The sequence below is a fragment of the Corallococcus exercitus genome (assembly GCF_003611585.1).
GTDB lineage: Bacteria > Myxococcota > Myxococcia > Myxococcales > Myxococcaceae > Corallococcus > Corallococcus exercitus.
This window is the reverse complement of the sequence record NZ_RAVW01000023.1, coordinates 1-19,589: the sequence shown is the minus strand read 5'-3', so window position 1 is coordinate 19,589 and position 19,589 is coordinate 1. Positions and strand designations below refer to the sequence as shown.

18 protein-coding genes are annotated in these 19,589 nt (G+C 69.5%); 14 read left to right on the top strand and 4 right to left on the bottom strand.

Annotated features, from left to right (window positions below; all coding sequences use genetic code 11):
• The first annotated feature begins 52 nt into the window (after positions 1-52).
• From xerD to D7W79_RS05030, 4 genes are all read left to right on the top strand, one after another.
• Positions 53-988, top strand: coding sequence for a site-specific tyrosine recombinase XerD (gene xerD, locus D7W79_RS05045; protein ID WP_120524184.1), 936 nt, complete (start codon positions 53-55; stop codon positions 986-988).
• A gap of 294 nt (positions 989-1,282) precedes the next feature.
• A complete protein-coding gene (locus D7W79_RS05040) occupies positions 1,283-2,812 on the top strand; it encodes a hypothetical protein (protein WP_147441803.1) in 1,530 nt (509 codons plus the stop codon).
• A gap of 97 nt (positions 2,813-2,909) precedes the next feature.
• Positions 2,910-3,653: a glutathione S-transferase family protein gene (locus D7W79_RS05035; protein ID WP_147441802.1), complete on the top strand. Its 744-nt coding sequence runs from the start codon at positions 2,910-2,912 to the stop codon at positions 3,651-3,653.
• Between the two features lie 201 nt (positions 3,654-3,854).
• Entirely contained in the window at positions 3,855-4,238 is a 384-nt protein-coding gene (locus D7W79_RS05030; protein ID WP_244221603.1) for a PAS domain-containing protein, read from the top strand.
• A 6-nt stretch (positions 4,239-4,244) separates the two neighbouring features.
• On the opposite strand, the gene D7W79_RS05025 is transcribed toward D7W79_RS05030, so the two are convergent.
• Both D7W79_RS05025 and gcvA read right to left on the bottom strand, forming a co-directional pair.
• Entirely contained in the window at positions 4,245-4,628 is a 384-nt protein-coding gene (locus tag D7W79_RS05025; protein WP_120524180.1) for a hypothetical protein, read from the bottom strand.
• Positions 4,629-4,680: 52 nt separating this feature from the next.
• Positions 4,681-5,592, bottom strand: coding sequence for a transcriptional regulator GcvA (gcvA, locus tag D7W79_RS05020; protein WP_120524179.1), 912 nt, complete (start codon positions 5,590-5,592; stop codon positions 4,681-4,683).
• 129 nt (positions 5,593-5,721) lie between these two features.
• Between gcvA and D7W79_RS05015 the strand changes: the two genes are divergently transcribed.
• From D7W79_RS05015 to D7W79_RS05005, 3 genes are read left to right on the top strand one after another with little or no spacing between them, the layout of a single operon-like run.
• On the top strand, positions 5,722-6,003 hold the full coding sequence (locus D7W79_RS05015) for a hypothetical protein (RefSeq protein WP_120524178.1): 282 nt from the start codon (positions 5,722-5,724) through the stop codon (positions 6,001-6,003).
• Positions 6,004-6,042: 39 nt separating this feature from the next.
• A complete protein-coding gene (locus D7W79_RS05010) occupies positions 6,043-6,825 on the top strand; it encodes an SDR family NAD(P)-dependent oxidoreductase (protein WP_120524177.1) in 783 nt (260 codons plus the stop codon).
• Between the two features lies 1 nt (position 6,826).
• Positions 6,827-7,861 (top strand): alcohol dehydrogenase, encoded by a 1,035-nt coding sequence (locus D7W79_RS05005; RefSeq protein ID WP_120524176.1) that lies wholly within the window; start codon positions 6,827-6,829, stop codon positions 7,859-7,861.
• Between the two features lie 64 nt (positions 7,862-7,925).
• On the opposite strand, the gene D7W79_RS05000 is transcribed toward D7W79_RS05005, so the two are convergent.
• A complete protein-coding gene (locus D7W79_RS05000; protein ID WP_244221602.1) occupies positions 7,926-8,846 on the bottom strand; it encodes an RNA ligase family protein in 921 nt (306 codons plus the stop codon).
• Positions 8,847-9,002: 156 nt separating this feature from the next.
• Between D7W79_RS05000 and sitA5 the strand changes: the two genes are divergently transcribed.
• Positions 9,003-10,277, top strand: a complete 1,275-nt coding sequence (gene sitA5 / locus D7W79_RS04995) for a SitA5 family polymorphic toxin (RefSeq protein WP_120524174.1) — start codon at positions 9,003-9,005, stop codon at positions 10,275-10,277.
• The gene (locus D7W79_RS04990; RefSeq protein WP_120524173.1) at positions 10,274-10,636 is read left to right on the top strand and encodes a DUF2019 domain-containing protein; all 363 of its coding nucleotides are present in this window, start codon (positions 10,274-10,276) and stop codon (positions 10,634-10,636) included. The genes sitA5 and D7W79_RS04990 overlap by 4 nt, the downstream gene beginning before the upstream one ends.
• Before the next feature lie 16 nt (positions 10,637-10,652).
• Here the strand turns inward: D7W79_RS04990 and D7W79_RS04985 are convergent, their stop codons facing one another.
• Positions 10,653-11,840 (bottom strand): DUF4388 domain-containing protein, encoded by a 1,188-nt coding sequence (locus D7W79_RS04985; protein ID WP_120524172.1) that lies wholly within the window; start codon positions 11,838-11,840, stop codon positions 10,653-10,655.
• 243 nt (positions 11,841-12,083) lie between these two features.
• Between D7W79_RS04985 and trpS the strand changes: the two genes are divergently transcribed.
• The 5 genes from trpS to D7W79_RS04960 form a co-directional block, all read left to right on the top strand.
• Positions 12,084-13,097 (top strand): tryptophan--tRNA ligase, encoded by a 1,014-nt coding sequence (gene trpS, locus D7W79_RS04980; RefSeq protein WP_120524171.1) that lies wholly within the window; start codon positions 12,084-12,086, stop codon positions 13,095-13,097.
• Positions 13,098-13,299: 202 nt separating this feature from the next.
• Positions 13,300-14,112: a segregation and condensation protein A gene (locus D7W79_RS04975; RefSeq protein ID WP_216627719.1), complete on the top strand. Its 813-nt coding sequence runs from the start codon at positions 13,300-13,302 to the stop codon at positions 14,110-14,112.
• A complete protein-coding gene (scpB, locus tag D7W79_RS04970; RefSeq protein ID WP_120524169.1) occupies positions 14,099-15,100 on the top strand; it encodes an SMC-Scp complex subunit ScpB in 1,002 nt (333 codons plus the stop codon). Before D7W79_RS04975 ends, scpB begins: the two co-directional genes overlap by 14 nt.
• A 30-nt stretch (positions 15,101-15,130) precedes the next feature.
• The gene (locus D7W79_RS04965; protein WP_120524168.1) at positions 15,131-17,806 is read left to right on the top strand and encodes a pseudouridine synthase; all 2,676 of its coding nucleotides are present in this window, start codon (positions 15,131-15,133) and stop codon (positions 17,804-17,806) included.
• A gap of 97 nt (positions 17,807-17,903) precedes the next feature.
• Positions 17,904-19,589, top strand: a 1,686-nt coding sequence (locus D7W79_RS04960) for a HEAT repeat domain-containing protein (RefSeq protein ID WP_120524167.1), incomplete at its 3' end; no start/stop codon positions are given.

Sequence of the window (19,589 nt, the reverse complement as noted above, 5' to 3'; positions counted from 1 at the left end):
GGCGCGTCAGGGAGTTGCCCTGGGGGGCGCGTCCGGTACCCTGCAAAGGACCATGGAAGGACTGCTCGACGCGTTCATCGCCTTCATCCGCGCGGAGCGGGGCCTGTCCGGCAAGACGGTGGACGCCTACGCGGCGGACCTCACCGTGTACTTCGCGGACCTGCGCTCGCGCGGCCGCGAGGACGTGGCGCGCGTCACCCAGGAGGACGTGCTCGCGCACCTGGTGACGCTGGGCAAGCAGGGCCTGGGGCGCCGCAGCCAGGCGCGGCACCTGGCCGCCGTCCGCGTCTTCCACCGCTTCCTCGTCGCGGAGCGGCTGGCGGACAGGGACCCCACGGAGGACGTGGACACACCGAAGTCGCCCCGCAAGCTGCCCGTGTTCCTCACGCTGGAGGAGGTGGAGCAGCTGCTCGCCGCGCCCGACGAGCGCACCGTCACGGGCCTGCGCGACAAGGCCATGCTGGAGGTGCTCTACGCCACCGGCCTGCGCGTGACGGAGCTGTGCACGCTGGAGCTCAACAACGTGCAGCTGACGTCCGGCTACCTCGTCACCAGGGGCAAGGGCTCCAAGGAGCGCATCGTCCCGCTGGGGCGCGTGGCCATCGAGAAGGTCCAGGCGTACCTGTCCCTGTCGCGGCCGGAGCTGTTGGGCAAGCGCGAGGCGAAGGCGCTGTTCGTCACGCCGCGCGGCGAGGGCTTCACGCGGCAGGGCTTCTGGAAGCTGCTCAAGCGCTACGCGCTGAAGGCCGGCATCCTGAAGCCGCTGTCGCCGCACAAGCTGCGCCACTCGTTCGCCACGCACCTGGTGGAGCGCGGCGCGGACCTGAGAGCGGTGCAGCAGATGCTGGGCCACGCGGACCTGGCGACGACGCAGATCTACACGCACGTCAACAGCGCGCGGCTGCGCAAGGTGTACGACGAGTTCCACCCGCGCAGCGACGCCTTCAAGCCGAAGCCCGCCGCGCGAAAGCGCCCGCCCGCGCCGTGACGCCGGGAGTCGAGCCGCCGTCCGCGGCGGGGTGAGGGGGACCCTGGCCTCGGGGACGCGGTGTGGGGCGTGCGTCGCGCGCGAACGCAATCGCTTGCGCTGAAGACGCGCCGCGGGCACGTGCTCGCGCCGCCGGGGCCGGTGCGCAGAGGGAACGCCGACCTTCGGGGAAGTGGATCGCCGTGTGCAGTGGAGGACGCCCGCGAGTGGACGCGGTGTCCGCTCCCTGTCGCACACGGTCGTCCCGTTCCACCCCATCCGGGCGTGGTGTGGCCCACGAAGGTCTGCTCGTCCATGAAGCGTTCCCGCCAATCCCTGATGTCTGGCGTCCTGGGCCTTACCGGCTGCCTGGCGCTGTCCCTCTCCGCATGCAAGGTGCCGGAGGCCGACGCGGCGGAAGCGAAGCCGCCGCCCAAGAAGGCCCCCACCTCCAACGTGGTGCCGGCCTCCGCCACCGCCCCCACGGACGCCAAGGTCCGGACGCCGTTCGCCGCGGCCCGCGAGGTGTTCGAGCGCAACTCCGTGAACGCGAACCCCTTCGCGGACAACAACGGCAACATCCCGCCGTCCTCGCAGTACCAAGGCCCGCTGTTCAGCCTGAGCCACGACTATCCGCAGTCGCCCGTGGCGCCGCCGGCCAACCCGCCGTGGATCGCCGCGCTCAAGGGGCAGCCCATCTCCAAGACGAACGCGCTGGCGTACGTCAACGCGCTGAAGGCGTACATCGCGCCGTCCATGCAGACGCTGCTGTACAGTTATCCCCAGTGGGATGCGGCGAAGGCGGGCTGGTACAACGAGCCGTGGCTCGCCTCCATCCGGGAGAGCATCCACGGCACCTACGTGGGCTCCGAGTTCCCCGCGGCCACCTTCGCCGCGTCCGGCCTCAAGGTCGACATGACGACGTACGTGCTGACCTACTACGACAAGGTGGCGGCGTACGCGCTGGGGCAGGTGTGGGGCAAGACGGCCATGAACCCCACGCTCACCAACACGTCCGCGCAGTTCCCGGAAGGGTCCATCGTCATCAAGGTGGCGTTGACCAGCGCGCTGGCGAAGGACTGGCCGGTGATGGAGGGCGCGACCCTGTGGCCCGTCTACGTTCCGCCGCCCAATGGCCCCTCGAACGCGCCGCCGCAGGTGATGAACGCGTCGGTGATGCAGTTCGACATCATCGTCAAGGACACCAAGACGGCGCCCAAGACGGGCTGGGTGTTCTCCACGCTCGTCTACGACATGCGCGTGCCCGGCAGCGCGTGGGACAAGATGATCCCCCTGGGCGCGATGTGGGGGGATGACCCGAACGTCAACTCCACGCTGAACCCGGGCGCGCCGCTGCAGGAGACGGTCATCAACCCCGCGGCGCCCGAGTACTCCACGGCGACGCTGGGGTGGGGCGGCCGCCTGTCCGGCCCGAACGACGGCGCGGTGGTGGATCCCGCGATCGTCAACGGCAAGCTCGTGCGCAACGTGCAGGCGTCGTCGTGCATGAGCTGCCACAGCGTGGCCGAGTGGCCCATGAAGACGTTCCTCCTGCCCACCACCACGATGCCGCCGACGGTGGGAGGGCCGGACAAGAACGCCCTGGTCCTCGAGCAGCCGGGCTCGCAGGCCTGGATGAAGTGGTTCCAGGACAACCCGGGCAACGTGCCGCTGGATCCCGGGACGGTGCCCATGGACTTCGACATGGTGTTCGCCTTCAAGTCGCTCCCCGCATGGCAGGCGGCGACGCAGGGCAACAGCGGCCTGAAGGACTTCGAGGCCGCCGACCTCATCCGCGGCAAGCCGTCCGTCAACCCGCGCGACCTCAAGTACAACGGCTTGTAGGCCGCTGACACCCGGGAGCGTGGGGGAGGACGGTTCCCCTCGCGCTCCGCACTATCCTGACAGAAGGCTGTCACAAGCCAGGGGCATCGTGGCGTTCATGACCACGAACGCCCTGCCTCCCCTGACCCTGCTGGAGCTCGCCGACCCGGGCGTGCCCGGCTTCGAGAGCTACTCTCCCTTCTGCCTCAAGGCCCACCGCGCCCTGAAATACGCGGGGCTGTCCTACGCCTGTGTCCGCGCGGACACCCCGGCCGCGCATCGGCCCCACAACCCCACGGGCCAGGTGCCGGTGTTGCTGGTGGGGGACGAGGCGGTGCCGGACTCCACGGACATCCTGGCGCGCATCGAGCAGCTGGCCCCCGGCCGCATCGCCCGGTCCCCGGAGGCGCTGCTCTGGGAGGAGTTCGCGGACACCTCCGTCAACGGCTTCCTCGTCGCGGCGCGCTGGGCGGATGACCGCAACTGGCCCCGGACCCGCGCGACGTTCTTCCAGGCCATGCCCGCGCCGGTGCGCGCCGTCGTGCCGGCGCTGGTGCGGCGCAAGCAGGTGGGGAAGCTGGTGGCGCGTGACGTCTGGCGCGCGGGCCCGGAGGCGTGCTGGCGCCGGTTCGGGGCGCTGTTGGACCAGCTGGACGCGCGGGCCCCGGAGCACGGCTTCTGGTTGAACGGTTCGCTCAGCGTGGCGGACCTGGCCCTGTTCGCGCAGCTGCACAGCCTGCGGACGCCGCTCACGCCCTGGCAGGGCGCGGAGGTGGAGAAGCGCAAGCGGCTGAGCGCATGGCTCGCGCGGGTGGATGCGGCGACCCGCACTGTGAGCGTACCCCTGCGCGCCGCGAGCTGAAGCGGGCAGGGGGCTCCCGTCCAATGGTTCCGTCCGATAGCGGAGGGTTGCGCCCGCTTCGGCGCACACCACCCAACGATCAAACGTTGGACATCAACGTCGTACGGGCATGCCAGCCCGGGCCTCCTTTAGGGTTCGGGAATGAACCCGATCCCTCACTCGCCCCCCACTGGTGAACCTGTTCCCCTGCAATCGGCCTCGATGGATACGCTGGATGAGCTCATCCAGCGCGTCGACAACATGTCGGAGGTTGAACTGGATCACCTCCCCCTGGGGATGATCCAGCTCGACGCGCAGGGCCGGATCCTCAAATTCAACAAGACCGAGGCGTCGCTGGCGCGCATCCAGGCTCGCGAGCAGATCGGCAAGAACTTCTTCTATGACGTGGCGCCGTGCACCCGCGTGCGGCAGTTCTTCGGCCTGTTCCAGGAAGGTGTCCGGGCGAAGAAGCTCTACCAGACGTTCGGCTTCGTCTTCCGCTTCGCGCACGGCGCGCGCCACGTGGCCATCACGCTGTTCTACAGCGACAAGACGGAATCGGTCTGGGTGCTGGTGTCCGACAAGAAGATGCCCGGCGAGCGCTGAGCCGCTTCAGCGCACGAAGCCCGCCACGGGGCTTTCGAAGACCTTGCTCACGACGTTCATCGTCCGGAGCCAGGCCTGCGCCTCCTCGCCAAGCCGCCCGTAGACGCGCACGTCCACGGGCCTCGCGACGCCAAGGAGGGCCTTGAACTCCGGCCAGCCGGAGATCATCCGGATGTGCTCCATCACGCGGCGCGAGTCCGCGAACGTGATGACCGCGCCGACCTCCGTGTCCTCCGGCCGGGCGTGGAACTGGATGCTGAGCAGGGTGCTCACGCCCTCTGTCTCCAGCCGCTGTACCGCGGCTTGAATGGTCGCGGTGAAGACGTCGAAGGGCGCCGTCCGTTCGAGCACCTCCACCAGGGTGATCCGCTCACGGGCTGCCTGCTCCATCTTCCGCGCTCCTTCGCTGGGCTCTCCTTTCTGGGTACCCATCGTGCGCGGTTCAGGAAACGGCCTCGCGAACGAGCCATTCTCGAAACGCCATCACCTTCGGGAGCGTGGCGCACTCGGGCCGGTAGACGACGTAGTAGGCGAGCACCGAAGCGAACTCGACCTCCGGGAACAGACGCACCAGCCGTCCGGCCGAGAGGTCGTCACGCGCCATGATGCTGCGGGCCAGCGCCACGCCCTGCCCGTCGATTGCCGCCTGCAGCACCGCCGCGGAGTTGTTGATGCGCAGGCCTCGCTTCGTCTCGACTTCCCTTGCGCCCGCCTTCTCGAGCCAGGCATCCCACGTGGCGAATCCCGAGCGGGCATCCACGGACCGGTCGTGGATGAGCCGTAGCCCGTCCAGGTCCGAGGGCCGGCGCATCCGGCGCCCCTGCCGCAGGAGTGCAGGGGAGCAGACGGGAAAGACCTCCTCGTCCAGGAGCTTCTCGGCAGTCAGCCCGGGCCAGCCCCCGGCGCCGTAGCGCACGCCGATATCAATGCCGCGCGCGGCGAAGTCGAGCAGCTCGGTGGATGCGTCAAGCCGCACGTCCAGCTCCGGCCACGCGGCCTGGAACCGTTCAAGCCGCGGCAGGAGCCACTTGGCCGCGAAGGCGGAGCTGACAGTCACGGTCAGCACGCCGGTCGACGAGACATCCTTCAGCCGTGCGACGCCGGCGCTCAGTCGCTCGAACCCGGCGCGGATGTCCGGCAGCGCCCGCTGGGCCGCCTCGGTGAGGACGAGCCGTTTGTGACCGCTCGCACCCCGGTGGAACAGGGGCGTGCCAAGCGACTCCTCGAGGCTTCGCACGAGCTGTCCGACCGCCGCTGGGGTCACGTGGAGTTCGGCGGCCGCGGCGGAAAAGCTCTCGTGCCTGGCCGCCGCCTCGAAGGCACGCAGGGCGTTGAGGTGTTCGGGTGCGCTCATGGGCGGCCAAGATTTCCTTTGCCGCAGGCCAAGAAACTCCCGATTGCGGCGACGGGTGTTCGGAACGATGAATCTCGCGTGGGATAGCTGAGCTTTCACGTACCACAGTCCCAACAACGGAGGACACCCATGGTCTACCTGCAGATCACCCTGAAGATTTCCCCCTCCCACCGCCCCGAAGCTGCGGGCGTGTACCAGCGCTACAAGGCGCCCTTCCTCGAGAAGATCGCCGGCGCGAAGTCCAAGGAACTCCTCGTCCGCGACGAGGACGTGCAGGTGCTTCACGGGTTCGAAACGGTGCAGCAGGCCAGCGCCTACCTCCAGACCAACCTGTTCACTGCCGACGTCGTGAGCGCGCTGAAGCCGCTCCTCGACGCCCCTCCGGACATCCGCATCTATCAGGCCGCCTGAGGCCTTCCGCACCCAACGCCAACCCACCGGGAGCTTTCAATGCGAGCGCGATTCACTGATCAGAAGGTCATCGTCGTAGGCGGTACGAGCGGCATGGGGAAGGCCGTTGCCCGAATCGTCCTCGAAGAAGGGGGGAGGGCGGTCGTCATCGGGCATCGAGACGACAAGCTCCAAGCGGCGGTCGCTGAGTTGGCTGCGTTCGGTCCCGTGGACGGCCTGCGAGCGGACATCACTTCTGGCCCTGAGAGGCAGGCCCTGGTGGCCCGGCTTCACAAGGACCACGCGGACGCGACGCTGCTGGTCAACGCAGCGGGCGTCTTCCTGCCGAAGGCCTTCCTGGAGCACGACGAAGCCGATTACGACCTGTATCTCGACATCAACAAGGCCGTCTTCTTCATCACGCAGGCCGTCGCCAGGTCCATGGTCGCGCTGGGCAAGGGGGGCGCGATCGTCAACATCGGGTCGATGTGGGCCAGGCAGGCCATCGAGGCCACTCCTTCCTCGGCGTATTCGATGGCCAAGGCAGGACTCCACTCGCTGACCCAGCACCTGGCGATGGAGCTGTCCGGCCATGGCATCCGCGTCAACGCGGTGTCGCCCGCGGTCGTCGAGACCCCCATCTACGAAGGCTTCATCCCGAAGGAGCAGGTTCACGGTGTGCTCCAGGGGTTCAACCAATTCCATCCGATCGGCCGCGTGGGTCGCGCGGAGGATGTCGCGCAAACCATCGCCCATCTGCTGTCGAACGAGACGGCGTGGGTCACCGGCGCGATCTGGGATGTCGACGGCGGCGTCATGGCAGGACGCAACAGGTACAACTGAGATGCCCCAGCATCGTTCGAAGGACGAGACGTACCGCGCCATGCAGGCGACCCGGCCGGGTGTGCTGGAGCTGGTTGAGCGGCCGAGGCCAGAGCCCGGGACAGGAGAGGTGCTGCTCCGGGTCGAGGCGTGCGGCATTTGCGGAGCGGACGCCGGCACCATCGACGGGCAACAGTTCCCGCGTGTCCCCGGACACGAGGTCGTCGGCCGGATTGCCGCCGTGGGCGCCGGCACGCCCTCACACTGGAGGGTGGGCCAGCGCGTCGGCGTGGGCCGGCTCGGGGGCCGCTGCAATGCATGCGAGCAGTGCCGTCGGGGACAGTTCCAGCTCTGCGGGAACCAGCCCTTCGTCGGCACCTCGCAGGACGGCGGCTATGCCGAGATGATGGTCGCGCGAAGCACCGGCCTGGTGGCAATCCCGGACGCGCTCGGCTCCGAGGAAGCGGCGCCCTTGCTGTGCGCTGGGATCGCGACCTTCAACGCGCTCAAGAAGTCGGGCGCGCAGGCAGGCGACCTCGTGGCCATCCAGGGCATTGGAGGCCTGGGGCACCTCGCCGTTCAGTACGCGCGCAAGATGGGCTTCATGGTCGTGGCCATCGGGCGCGGCGAGGACATCGCGAAGGAAGTTCTCAGCCTGGGGGCGCACGTCTATGTCGACACCAGGAAGGAGGATGCGATCGCCCGGCTCCAGGAGATGGGGGGCGCCCAGGTCGTGATGACGACCATTACGGACAGCAGCGCGGCGTCGGCGCTCATTCCGGCTCTGGCGCCGCAGGGAACGCTCCTTGTCGTAGGGGTTGGGAAGGCGCCACTCACCGTCTCACCCGGCCCGTTGGTGGTGGGCGAGCGGCGGGTGCAAGGGACCATCACAGGAACGCCGTTCGAGGCCGAAAAGACGCTGGACTTCAGCGTCCTTGCCAACGTCCTGCCACGCATCGAGACCCTGCCACTCGAGAGGGCGGGCGAAGCCTACGCGCGAATGAAGTCCGGCGAGGCGAGGTTCCGGATGGTGCTGACGATGAGGGAGGAGTCCTGATGACAGTCCTGGCGAGATGCGCATCCTTCCTTCGTGCCCTGCATGAGGCACCGCGGCTGCTCGCTCACGTTCTCTTGATCGGAGCCCGACCGCTGGCGGCGTCCAATGCCTGTTGGACGAGCGTCCGGGCAAGGTCGCGAACGTGCGAAGACAGTCGCTCCTCGCTCACCGGGTCCAGGGACTGACACGCGGTTGGGAACGCCAACTCCAGATCCACCCGGACATCCAGGTCCACCTCGCTCACCACGGCCTCCGCGTCGTCGCGCCCGCACTTCGAGAGGGCGCTGGAGATCCGCGCGGGATTCACCAGCCGTGAGGACCAGTCCCGGAGCTCGGCGAAGGACAGCCGCTGGTGGGCATCCCAGGCCGTGCTTTCGTCGAAGCGGGCCTCGTTGAACTCCTCGATCTTCCGCTTGAAGGCCACGCGCTGCCCGGGCGTCATGGGTTGCTCGCTCTTGATGACGAGCCCTTCCGCCCAGTTGTCGGCCAGCGGGGGCAAGCCCAGCATCGTGGGGAGTCGCGTCGGCCCTCGCGTGGGGACCTCTTCCATCTGCGCACGGGTTCCTCGCGCCACGAGTGGAGGGACGTGCACCCCAGCGGCCTTCGCGGCTGTCTCCACGTCGCGATGCGAGAGCATCACGCCTTCGTCCTCATCCGACCGGGCCACGAGGATATCGAACAGCACCCAGTGAAGGCCCGGCGCGTACCAGATGCCCGTCTGGACCGGCATCATTCCCGGCACAGCGGGAACCTCAGGATGGGGATAGCGGCCCCCCAGCAGCTCTCCGTAGAGGTAGACGCGCGCGTCGGTGAGCCCCAGGGCCCGAACGGCTCCCAGGGCCGCGTTGCTCAAGGACACGCGCAACAGCTGCCATCCAAAGAACGAATCCCCCTCCTCGAGCCAGGCCTTGCGCTTACCGAAGTGGACCGCCTCGTCCTGTACGCCCAGGACGAGCTGCGCGCCATGGAGCTTCTCCAGTGCCACCCAGCTCCCTGAAGGACTGGCCTGCCCCCGCGCATCACCCGCGGAGGATATCTTCAGAAAGGGTCGGAAGCGCATGGCCCCAGTTTCCACCCAAGTCCCCCCGATTCAAACCGCAGGAATCCATCGTCGTCCGTCCAGCGTCGCACCCAGGAGCTCATGCCCTTTCGAGTTCACCTCGCAGTCCTGCTCCTTGCCTTGCTCAGTGCGTGCGCCACGCCAAGGGGCAGGGTGCGGCTGGATACGGGGGAAGGACCGCCCATCGAGTACCGCCCGCCTTCTCCCGTCCGAGCCGTGGCGGTAGGAGCGGGGGTCTTCGAGAAGGCGCTGACCGATCTGATCCTGGCCGCGCCCCTGCGTCTCCGGGCTTCGCGGCCAGGCAGTTGGGTGCGCGCTTCCTATCCAACAAGCGATGCCGACTCCCGATGGCAGCGGGTGACGGACCGTGGCTTTGGCGGCTTCTGCGAACCAGGGCCGCTCCGTGGCGACTGCATCTCGCTGCTCGAAGATGTGATGGGCTTGAGTGACTGGGACAAGCTGGGCGTGGCGCTGGCCCTGTCCCTGGAACCCCTCAAGGCGAGCATCTCCAGGGCCGTGGAGGACACCCTCGCGCCCCAGCTTTTCTACTCGGTGATTGCCACGGGCCTCGTGACCTGGGCGGCGCTCGCCGCCAATCCCGAGCCTGCCTTCACCAAGGCCGCTGCGATCATCTCGGCCCTGCTCCTGATCTACCTGGGCGCGGAGACGTTCCTGGAGCTGATTGAGGCGAGCCAGGACCTGAAGCTCGCGACGGACCAGGCCACCACCTGGAAGGAGCTGGATCAGTCCGGTCAACGCTTCGCCGCACGGGTAGGCCCGTCCATCGCGCGCGTCCTGGTCCTCGCGGTCACGGTCGCGGTGAGCTACGGCATGACCGGTGGCGCGTCGTTGCTGGCGGCGCGGCTGTCGACACTGCCGAACTTCCCGGGAAGCGCGGCGGGGGCCTCACGCATTGGCGTCCACGTTGCGAGCCTTGATCAGGTGCGGGCCGTGTCCGTCTCGGGCGGAGTCATCACACTCGCGCTTTCGTCCACGGCCGTCGCCATGGTGGCGAAGGGGAGTGGAGCACCTCCGGCCGGCGGTGTGCAGTCCTGGGGCTCCTTCAGTGCCCTCAAGCGGGCACGAGGCCCCGCAGGGACTGGGAAGCAGTGGCACCACATCGTCGAGCAGACGGACGGCAACGTTCAGCGGTTCGGTCCCCACGCCGTGCACAACACCGAGAACGTGATCGCCATCGACGAAGCCGTTCACCAGCGAATCAGCGCGTACTACTCATCGAAGGAGTTCGCGCTCTCGGGATCGCAGACTGTTCGGCAATGGTTGAGCAGTCAGTCGTTCCAGGCCCAACGAGACTTCGGCATGAAAACCCTCATTCGCTTTGGAGCTGTTCCTTGAGTGTCCGCAAGTTTCAGAAGGCCAGCATCGAGGAACTCGTCCAGTGGTACGCGGAGGGATCCATCGCGTACGGACAAGCGCTGGAGGCCGCAGACTCGCGGTCCGCCAATCGCGCCCATGACAAGATCACGGGAGCATACGGGGAGCTTCGGAACCGCAGCGCGACATTGCATCTCCTTCCGCTGCTTAAGAGCGAGAACGAAACCGTCCGAACCAATGTCGCGGTCCATGCCCTGGAGTTCGCTCCCGAGTTAGGTGAACCGGTATTGCTCTGGATCGCGAAGCGTCCGGGACGCAATGGGATCGCGGCGGAATACGCACTCAAGGCATGGCGCGAGGGCACGCTCAAGTTCCCCTGAGCGCGCCCTCCATCCCTCAGCTCCCGCCCAGGTCCGCCAGGTTCAACCCGTACGGATCCGTGGTCGTCCGCCTCGGCGCGGGCTCCACGGCTCCTGGCGCCAGCGGGGCCACGCGGATCAACCCCGCGGCCCTCAGCCGCTCCACGGACCGGGACGCGGCCAGCTCTCCCATGGCCGCCGTGCGCAGCGCCTGTCGGATGCTCCGGCTGCCTCGCAGCTTGGAATAGAGATACAGGTCGTCCGCCGTCAGGTCCGGCGGGGCAGGGCGGGGGATGGGCTCGAACACCAGCCTTCCATCCAGCGCGAACAGCTCATCACTCAGCGCCAGCGTCAGCCCCACCTCCGCCTCGCGGTACAGCGCGTGCGCCTCCGGCACCGGCCCACGCTCCAGCACCTGCGCCGCCAGCGCCACCGCCAGGTCGTACTTGCGCGACGACAGGAACGCTCTCACCAGCGCCAACAGCTCCGTGAACTCCGTGGACTCGCCCACCTGGAGCCCCGTGGACCGGTGCGGCGCCAGCGCCCCACGCCGGTACAGGTGCAGCACCCAGCGCGCCGCGAACAGCGGGGCCTCCCTCGCGCTCGCCAGCAACTCGCCCAGCGTCGCGCCTCCCGCCGCCAGGTCCAGGAGCACGTCCTCCTCCTCGGAGAAGGTCTCCACCGCGAACTCGCGGAACACGCGGAACGTCGTGTCCAGGCGCGGGAAGATGTCCCGGAACTGCGCCCACTCCCGCACCCGCGCCACCGCGTCCCGGTGCAACGTGCTCAACGGCAGCCGCAACCCCACCGCGCGCCCCGACAACGGCAGCCCCGGCGTGAACTCCACCTCGCCCGACTCCCAGGCGTAGCAGTCGAACAGCGCCTCGCGCGCCTTGTGCTCCATGGCCTCCGTGAGCTGCGACAGCTCCACGAAGCAGCGCTGCACCAGGAACGTGCCGTAGGGCAGGTTCGCCCCTTCCGCCGACTCGAACGCCGCCGCCGCCCGGGGCGCGTCCAGGATGCGCAGGTTCACCAGCACCTGCGCCAGGTGCTCCCTCGGGTCCGTGGAGGCCACCCCCACCAGGTGCCCGTCCCGCAGGTAGAACTCCCGGCGCACCGCGCCCCGCTCCACCCGCAGCGTCCCCTCCACCCCGGACGTCGTGAACAGCGGAGGCAACACCAGCTGGAGCCGATAGCTGGCCAGGTTTCCCGTGAACGCTTCCATCGGTGGGCGCCCTCCAAGGTGGGCCGCGTGCTGCGTAGGCCGCCAGGGTAGCGGGAGACCCGAGCCCCCTCAACCCCTCGAAACTGCTGGGCTTTTCCTGCCAGGGCGAAATGTTCCAGGAGGGCAGGGCGCGCGAATGTCAGGCGTTGAAAGGCCCCACCTGTCCCAACGGAAGGTTGCAGCATGACGGCGGGTGTGCGAACGAGCCGTGTCCTCCACCCGTCATTCGGAGCGCGAATCGCGATGCGGATTCTCTCAGGCGTCCAGTCGTCCGGAAGGCTGCACATCGGCAACTATTACGGGGCGTTGCGGCAGTTCGTGCAGCTCCAGGATCAGGGCGAGGCCTACTACTTCATCGCCAACTACCACGCGCTCACCACCGTCCGGGACCCGAAGCTCGCCCTGGAGCTGACGCGCGACGCAGCCCTCACGTACCTGTCGCTGGGATTGGATCCGAAGCGGGCCGTCCTCTTCCGCCAGAGCGACGTGAAGGAGGTGCTGGAGCTCAACTGGATCCTCGGCACCGTGGTGCCCCAGGCGCACCTGGAGCGAGCGCACAGCTACAAGGACAAGATTGCCCGGGGCATCAGCCCGGACTTCGGCCTCTATGCGTACCCGGTGCTGATGTCCGCGGACATCCTGCTCTACAGCGCGGATCAGGTGCCGGTGGGCAAGGACCAGATCCAGCACATCGAGTTCGCGCGCGACTGGGCCGTGAAGTTCAACACCCAGTACGTCCCCGGCTACGACCCGGCGGATCCAGAAGGGAAGGAGCGGGGCCACGCGCCCGGCATCCTCAAGCTGCCTTCCGCCTTCGTGCAGGAGAACGCCGCCACGGTGCCCGGCATCGACGGCCAGAAGATGTCCAAGTCCTACGGCAACACGCTGGAGCTGTTCGGCGAGGAGAAGGACATCAAGAAGCGCATCATGTCCATCAAGACGGACTCCACGCCGGTGGACGCGCCCAAGCCCACCACGGACGCGCCGCTCTACGATCTGCTCAAGCTGATGCTCCCGCCCGGCGAGTTCTCCGACGTGGACGCGTCCTGGAAGGCCGGCGGCAAGGGCTACGGCGACTACAAGAAGAAGCTGCTGGAGGCCTTCCACGTCACCTTCGGCCCTGCCCGCCAGCGCCGGCAGGAGCTGCTCAACGACCCGGGTGAGCTGGAGCGCATCCTCCAGGACGGAGCCCAGCGCGCCCGGGCCGAAGCCACCCGCCTGATGGACCAGGTGAGACGGGCCGTGGGAATCCCCTGAACACCCGTTCCTGTTCAAATGTTTGACCCACCTGGGAGGCATTGCTAAGGAGGTCTGTCCCCCCGGCGCGCGCTAAAGGCCGGAAATTCGGACCCTTTCGCATGACGAAGTTCCCATCCCCCCAGAAGGACGCCGGCCGGTGAGCGAAGGTCGCAAGCCCCCACCGCCCGACGACCTCCCGCCAGACCCCGACGGGGAGGGATTGCCGCGCACGCCCGGAGACGCCTTCCGGGTGGCGCTGCCCAACTTCGAGGGTCCCCTGGACCTGCTGCTCCATCTCATCAAGGAGCACCGGGTCGACATCTTCGACATCCCGCTGGCACTCATCACCGCCAAGTACCTCGAGTACCTGGAGCGGATGCGGGAGCTGAACCTGGACATCGCCGGCGAGTTCCTGGTGATGGCCTCCACGCTCGCCCACTTGAAGAGCCGCATGCTCCTGCCCCGGCAGGACGCGGCCCAGGTGCCCGAAGGGGCGGACGCGCTCGCGGCGGTGGAGGAGGCGCAGGACCCTCGCGCGGAGCTGGTGCGCCGGCTGTTGGAGTACCAGAAGTACAAGGACGCTGCGGAGCACCTGGCCAAGCAGGACATCCTGGACCGGGACGTGTTCGCCCGGAAGGTGCCCGTGGAGGCCGTCCCCATCCCCGAGGACGAGGTCGGGCTCCAGGAGATCAGCGTCCTCAAGCTGGTGGAGGCGCTCGACCGGGTGCTCGAGCGGCTGACGCCCAAGGTGCAGCACGAGGTGGTGCTGGAGCGCGTCAGCCTGTCAGAGGCCATCCTCCGGCTGGCCGAGCGGGTGAAGAAGGACGGGCAGGTGGTGTTCGAGGCGCTGTTCACGGAGGCGGCCACGCGCCAGGAGGTGGTCATCACCTTCATCGCCATGCTGGAGATGGTGAAGCGCCGCCTCATCAAGGTCTTCCAGGAGGAGCCCCTGGGCCCCATCCAGGTGACGCCCAACGGGGACGCGCTGGAGAAGCTCGTCCCCACGGAGGTCGACGAGAGTGACTACCGGTAACGGTCCCGACGACGGTGACGAGACGCCCGCCCCCGGTACGCCCGGCGGCCCTGGACAGTTCTCCGAGGAGGAGATCGCCTCCGTCACCGGCCCGGGCCCCGACGACGCGGAGCTGGACGGGGTGGAGGCGGCCGCCATCGAGGAGGGCTCGGACGACGACGAGAACGTCCCGGACCTCCAGTCCTCCTTCGAGAAGCTGATCGCCAAGAGCCGCAACCTCTCCCCGGACCGCATCCGCACGGTGCTGGAGAGCGTGCTCTTCGTCGCCGAGCGCCCCCTGTCCGTGGACGAGCTGTACCAGGCCACCGGCATCCCGCGAGAGCCCATCCTCCAGGCGCTGGATCAGCTCTCCGGCATCCACAGGGAAGGCATCAGCGGCGTGGTGCTCTACGAGGTGGCGGGCGGGTGGCAGTTCCGCACGGACCCCCACTCGGCGGAGTACGTCCGGCGCTACCTGCGCGTGAAGCCGCAGCGGCTCACCCGGGCGGCGGTGGAGACGCTGGCCATCATCGCGTACCGCCAGCCCGTCACCCGGCCGGAGCTGGAGGACATCCGCGGCGTGGACTGCGGCGCGGTGCTCAAGGCGCTGATGGACCGCAAGCTGGTGAAAATCCTGGGCAAGCGGGAAGAAGTCGGCCGCCCCATTCTTTATGGAACCACGCGCGAGTTCCTGGAGTTCTTCGCGCTGAAGGACCTGTCCGCGCTGCCCACGCTCCGTGAGTTCCATGAATTGACCCAGGAACACCGGGAAATCGTGGAGAAGGAGGCGGCGCCCCCGGCACCGAAGGCGGAGGGGACGGTGGCGGCGCTGTCGGACCCGAACTTCACGAAGCGGATGGAGAAGAACGAGGCGGCCAGTGAGGCTGCTTTGGAGGAACTGGAGGAGGCCATGGCCGCCGCGGAGCGGAGCCAGAAGGTCAGTGCCAGCATCCTGGAAAGCCCCCCTTCGCCCGAGAAGGGTGATAGCGAGGGGCCCAAGCCCGAGTGACGGGCGGCAACAACTGGAAGAAGGCAAGGCATGGCGGCGGAACGTTTGCAGAAGTACCTGGCTCGCGCGGGAGTGGCTTCGCGCCGGCACGCGGAAGAACTCATCACCTCCGGTCGCGTCGGAGTGAACAACGAGACGGTGACGGAGCTGGGCAGCCGGGTGGAGCCCGGGACGGACCTGGTGACCGTGGATGGGAAGCTCGTCACGCCGCCGGAAGAATCGTCGTACTACCTGCTCTACAAGCCCGTGGGCGTCGTGACGACGCTGTCGGATCCGCAGGGCCGGCCCACGGTGGCCAGCTACGTGGAGGAGACGGGCCGCCGCCTGTTCCCCGTGGGCCGTCTGGACTACGACGCCGAAGGGGCGCTGCTCTTCACGGATGACGGGGCGCTGGCGCACAAGCTCACGCACCCCAGCTTCCAGGTGCCGCGCTCGTACCTGGCGAAGGTGAAGGGCGTGCCGGACATGCCCACGCTGGAGAAGCTGCGCGGAGGCGTGCGGCTGGAAGACGGCATGGCCACGCCGGTGTCGGTGGACATCTTCGAGAAGGCCGAGCGCAACACCTGGCTGAAGATCGTCGTCGCGGAAGGCCGTCCGCACCTCATCAAGCGCCTGTGCGCGGCGGTGGGCCACCCGGTGGTGCGCCTGTTCCGTCCGAACTACGCGGGCGTGGGCGTGGAAGGCTTGCGCCCCGGCGAGCTGCGGCCGCTGAAGGTCTCCGAGGTGATCCAGCTCACGGAGGTGGCCGAGGGCCGCGCGCAGCCTGCCGCCTCGGAGCTGAAGCTGCCGCCGCGCCGTCACGGCCGTTCCGCGCCGGGCTTCGCCGGGCCGGATGACGACGACGTCGAGCTGTCCATGGACGACGACGCGCCGGTGGCGCCGCGCAAGACGGAGCGCGCGGCCAAGAAGGCCCCGACGGGACCGAAGACCCGCGAGGCGCGTCCGGAGCGCAAGGAGTGGAAGGGCGTGCAGGACGGTGGCACGCGTCCGCCGAAGTTCGCGAAGCGCGGGGCGACGCTGGACACGGACGATGACGTCGCTGCCGACGCGGACGTGGACCTGGAAGGCGTGCCGTCGTTCGATGACGACGGTGAGGAAATGACGGAGTCCGACGCCGCCGAGGGCGCCACCTACGGCAAGGCCGCGCGTGGCGCGGGCCGTACTGGCAAGCCCGACGGTGAGCGTGCGCCTCGAGGCGCCGCGAAGTTCGGCAAGCCGGCCGGCGCCGGTCGCTCCGAGGGCGGCGCGTCGCGCGGTGGCGGCCGGTTCGGCGCCGAGGGCGGTGGTCGTTTCGGCAAGCCCGCAGGCCGTGGTGGCGACGAGGGTGGTGCGCCGCGCGCGGGTGGCCGTTTCGGCAAGCCCGCGGGCCGCTTCGGTGACGAGGGCGGTGCTCCTCGCGGCCGCAGCTTCGGCAAGCCCGCCGGTGCGGGTCGTTCCGAGGGCGGTGCCCCTCGTGGCGCTGGCCGCTTCGGTAGCGGAGAGGGTGGTGCCCCTCGTGGCGCTGGCCGCTTCGGTGACGAAGGCGGCGCGCCGCGCGGTGGCGCTCGGTTCGGCAAGCCGGCCGGTGCGGGTCGTGGCGGTGACGAAGCTCCTCGCGGCCGCAGCTTCGGCAAGCCCGCCGGACGCTTCGGTGATGAGGGTGGCGCTCCTCGCGGCCGCAGCTTCGGCAAGCCGGCGGGACGCTTCGGTGACGAGGGTGGCGCTCCTCGTGGCCGCAGCTTCGGTAAGCCCGCCGGTCGCTTCGGTGACGAAGGCGGCGCTCCTCGTGGCCGTAGCTTCGGCAAGCCGGCCGGACGCTTCGGTGACGAAGGCGGCGCGCCTCGTGGCCGCAGCTTCGGCAAGCCCGCCGGTGCGGGTCGTGGCGGTGACGAAGCTCCGCGCGGTCGCAGCTTCGGTAAGCCTGCCGGCCGCTTCGGTGACGAGGGCGGTGCTCCGCGCGGACGCAGCTTCGGCAAGCCCGCCGGTCGCTTCGGTGACGAGGGCGGTGCTCCGCGCGGACGCAGCTTCGGCAAGCCCGCCGGTGCCGGTCGCTCCGAGGGTGGTGCTTCGCGCGGTAGCAGCCGCTTCGGCGGCGAAGAGGGCGGTGCTCCTCGCGGCCGCGGCTTCGGCAAGCCGGCGGGTCGCTTCGGTGACGAAGGTGGCGCTCCTCGCGGACGTAGCTTCGGCAAGCCGGCCGGTGCGGGCCGTGGCGGTGACGAACGCGCTCCTCGGGGTCGCTCTTTCGGCGACGAAGGCGGCGCGCCTCGCGGCCGCAGCTTCGGCAAGCCCGCCGGTGCGGGTCGTTCCGAGGGCGGTGCCCCCCGTGGCGGCGCCCGCTTCGGCAAGCCCGCCGGCCGCTTCGGTGCCGAGGGCGGTGCGCCTCGCGGTGGCAGCCGCTTCGGCAAGCCCGCCGGTGCGGGCGGCGACCGCCCGGAGCGTCGTGAATGGAAGCCGCGCGGCGAGTCCGCGGGCCGTCCCGAGCGCCGGGACTTCAAGCCCCGTGGCGAGAGCTCCGGCAGCCGGTCTCGCGGTGGTGAGTCCGCGTCCAGCGCCTCCGGCGAGCGCATCGTCCGCGCGGGCGTGAAGAAGGCGCCCCCGGGTGAGGGCGGCGCCGGCTTCCAGGACTTCAAGGCGCGCAAGACGCGCGACTCGGAGCCGCGCTGGAGCAGCAAGGCGCCTCGGGGAGGGGCAGGCCGTCCGCCTCCTCGCGGTGGCCGCTCCCGCTGAAACATCCGTCCTCCTGGGTCGCTCCGTCGGTGGGCGGCCCGGGGGGGCGTTGATATAACCGCCGCCTACCTCCACCGTCCGCCGCTCCGGGAGAACGATGCGAATCCGCGTGCGACCCCTCTTCCTCGCCCTGACCCTGCTCGTCGGGTGCAACGGCAACCGGGATCAGCTCCTCGCGGAGATCCAGGACCCCCGTCCTGAAATCCGCGCCGCCGCCGTGAAGAAGCTGGCCGCGCAGAACAACCCGGACGACCTGGTCCTCTTCACCCGCGCCGCCAAGGACCTCTCCGCCATCGTCCGGGGAGAGGCCGCTGGCGCGCTCGGGGAGAGCCAGGATCCGCGCGTCGTGGATCTGCTCGGGGAGCTCCTGGAGGATCCGGACGAGGCCGTGCAGGGCCAGGCCGCCCTGGCGCTCGCCAAGGTGAAGAACGACAAGGCCAAGGCGTACCTCACGCTCCAGTATGGACGGCGGGGCCGCGCCACGCGCCAGGTCATCGTCCAGGCCCTCAAGAGCACGAACGTCCCCGGCGCCATGGCCTCCGTCGTCGCCGCCGAATCCAAGGGACTCTGGGACCGCAACCTCCTGGCCCTCACCGAAGGCGCGCTCCCCGAACGCGTGGGCGCCGCCGAGGAGCTGGGCAAGAGCGGCCGCGCGGAGGCCGTGAACCGGCTGCTGCCCATGGTGCGAGATAGCCAGGTCATCCTCGCCGCCGCCGCCGTGCGCGGGCTGGGAGACGCGGGCGACACCCGCGCGGTGGCCCCCATCGCGCTGCTCCTCGACGAGAGCTTCCCGGAGCTGCGCGAGTCCGCCATCAGCGCGCTGATGAAGCTGCAGGACCCGACGGCCGCGACGAAGCTCCAGGCCGTGGCGGTGGAGAAGAGCGCGGTGAGCCCGCTGGCCACCGAAGCCATCCTGACCTTCCCGCGCACGCCCACGACGGACGCCGCGCTGTGCGCCATCGCGCTCGACGGCGCCCGGGACGAGGCCCTGGACGCCGGCCGCGCCATGCGTTCGCGAGGCGGCTGCCCGGCGGAGCCCATCGCGGAGCGGCTCTCGCGCCCGGCCTCCGCGGCGTCGGGGCTCCAGGCGGTGGCGGGCCTGGGCCCGGCGGCGCAGGCGCTGCTGCCCAAGGTGACGCCGTGGCTCAACCAGCCGGACGTGGGGCTGCGCACGCTCGCGGTGGAGGCGGTGACCCACGTGCGCGACGCCTCCGTGGTGCCCGTCATCCAGAAGCTCTACGAGCAGGAGGTCGCCGGGCTCACGGCGCTGCGAGCGGACTGGGTCACGCAGGCGCTGCCGCGGAAGTACAGCGCGGACCTGGATCCGTCGGCACCGCGTCCGGAGGCGGGGAAGGGGAAGGACGACAACCGCTCCGCCAAGCACGCGCAGCTCTTCGAGCGGCTCCAGGCGCTCAACGCGGCCCGCGCGAAGGAGGCCGGGCGCGTGGTGGTCCAGCCGCGAGTCCCCTCGGAGCTGAGCGACGACGTGGAGCCCGCGAAGCTGCAGCCGCTGGCCACGCTGCTGACCGCGCTGGGCACGCTCAAGGCGCCCGGGGCGCTGGAGGTGCTCAAGGGCTACGCCGAGGACGCCAGCCCGGTGCTGCGCGCGGCGGCGCTGGTGGGGCTCACGTCCGTGGGGCCCGAAGGCATCGACGTGGCCCGCGCGGCGCTGCTGGAGCCCGACCGCGAATTGCAGAAGACGCTGGCGCTGGCGCTGGCGGAGCAGGGGGAGGCCGGGCAGCTCGCGCTGGTGGCGTCGCTGCCGAAGATGGGCAGCTGTCTC

Coding starts and splice junctions, on each gene's coding strand:
- gcvA (WP_120524179.1), bottom strand. CDS start 5,592: ATGAGCGCACCCGAACACCTCAACGCCCTGCGTGCCTTCGAGGCGGCG.
- xerD (WP_120524184.1), top strand. CDS start 53: ATGGAAGGACTGCTCGACGCGTTCATCGCCTTCATCCGCGCGGAGCGG.
- D7W79_RS05035 (WP_147441802.1), top strand. CDS start 2,910: ATGACCACGAACGCCCTGCCTCCCCTGACCCTGCTGGAGCTCGCCGAC.
- D7W79_RS05005 (WP_120524176.1), top strand. CDS start 6,827: ATGCCCCAGCATCGTTCGAAGGACGAGACGTACCGCGCCATGCAGGCG.
- D7W79_RS05025 (WP_120524180.1), bottom strand. CDS start 4,628: ATGGAGCAGGCAGCCCGTGAGCGGATCACCCTGGTGGAGGTGCTCGAA.
- D7W79_RS04985 (WP_120524172.1), bottom strand. CDS start 11,840: ATGGAAGCGTTCACGGGAAACCTGGCCAGCTATCGGCTCCAGCTGGTG.
- D7W79_RS05040 (WP_147441803.1), top strand. CDS start 1,283: ATGAAGCGTTCCCGCCAATCCCTGATGTCTGGCGTCCTGGGCCTTACC.
- D7W79_RS05015 (WP_120524178.1), top strand. CDS start 5,722: ATGGTCTACCTGCAGATCACCCTGAAGATTTCCCCCTCCCACCGCCCC.
- sitA5 (WP_120524174.1), top strand. CDS start 9,003: ATGCCCTTTCGAGTTCACCTCGCAGTCCTGCTCCTTGCCTTGCTCAGT.
- D7W79_RS04965 (WP_120524168.1), top strand. CDS start 15,131: ATGGCGGCGGAACGTTTGCAGAAGTACCTGGCTCGCGCGGGAGTGGCT.
- D7W79_RS05010 (WP_120524177.1), top strand. CDS start 6,043: ATGCGAGCGCGATTCACTGATCAGAAGGTCATCGTCGTAGGCGGTACG.
- D7W79_RS05030 (WP_244221603.1), top strand. CDS start 3,855: ATGGATACGCTGGATGAGCTCATCCAGCGCGTCGACAACATGTCGGAG.
- trpS (WP_120524171.1), top strand. CDS start 12,084: ATGCGGATTCTCTCAGGCGTCCAGTCGTCCGGAAGGCTGCACATCGGC.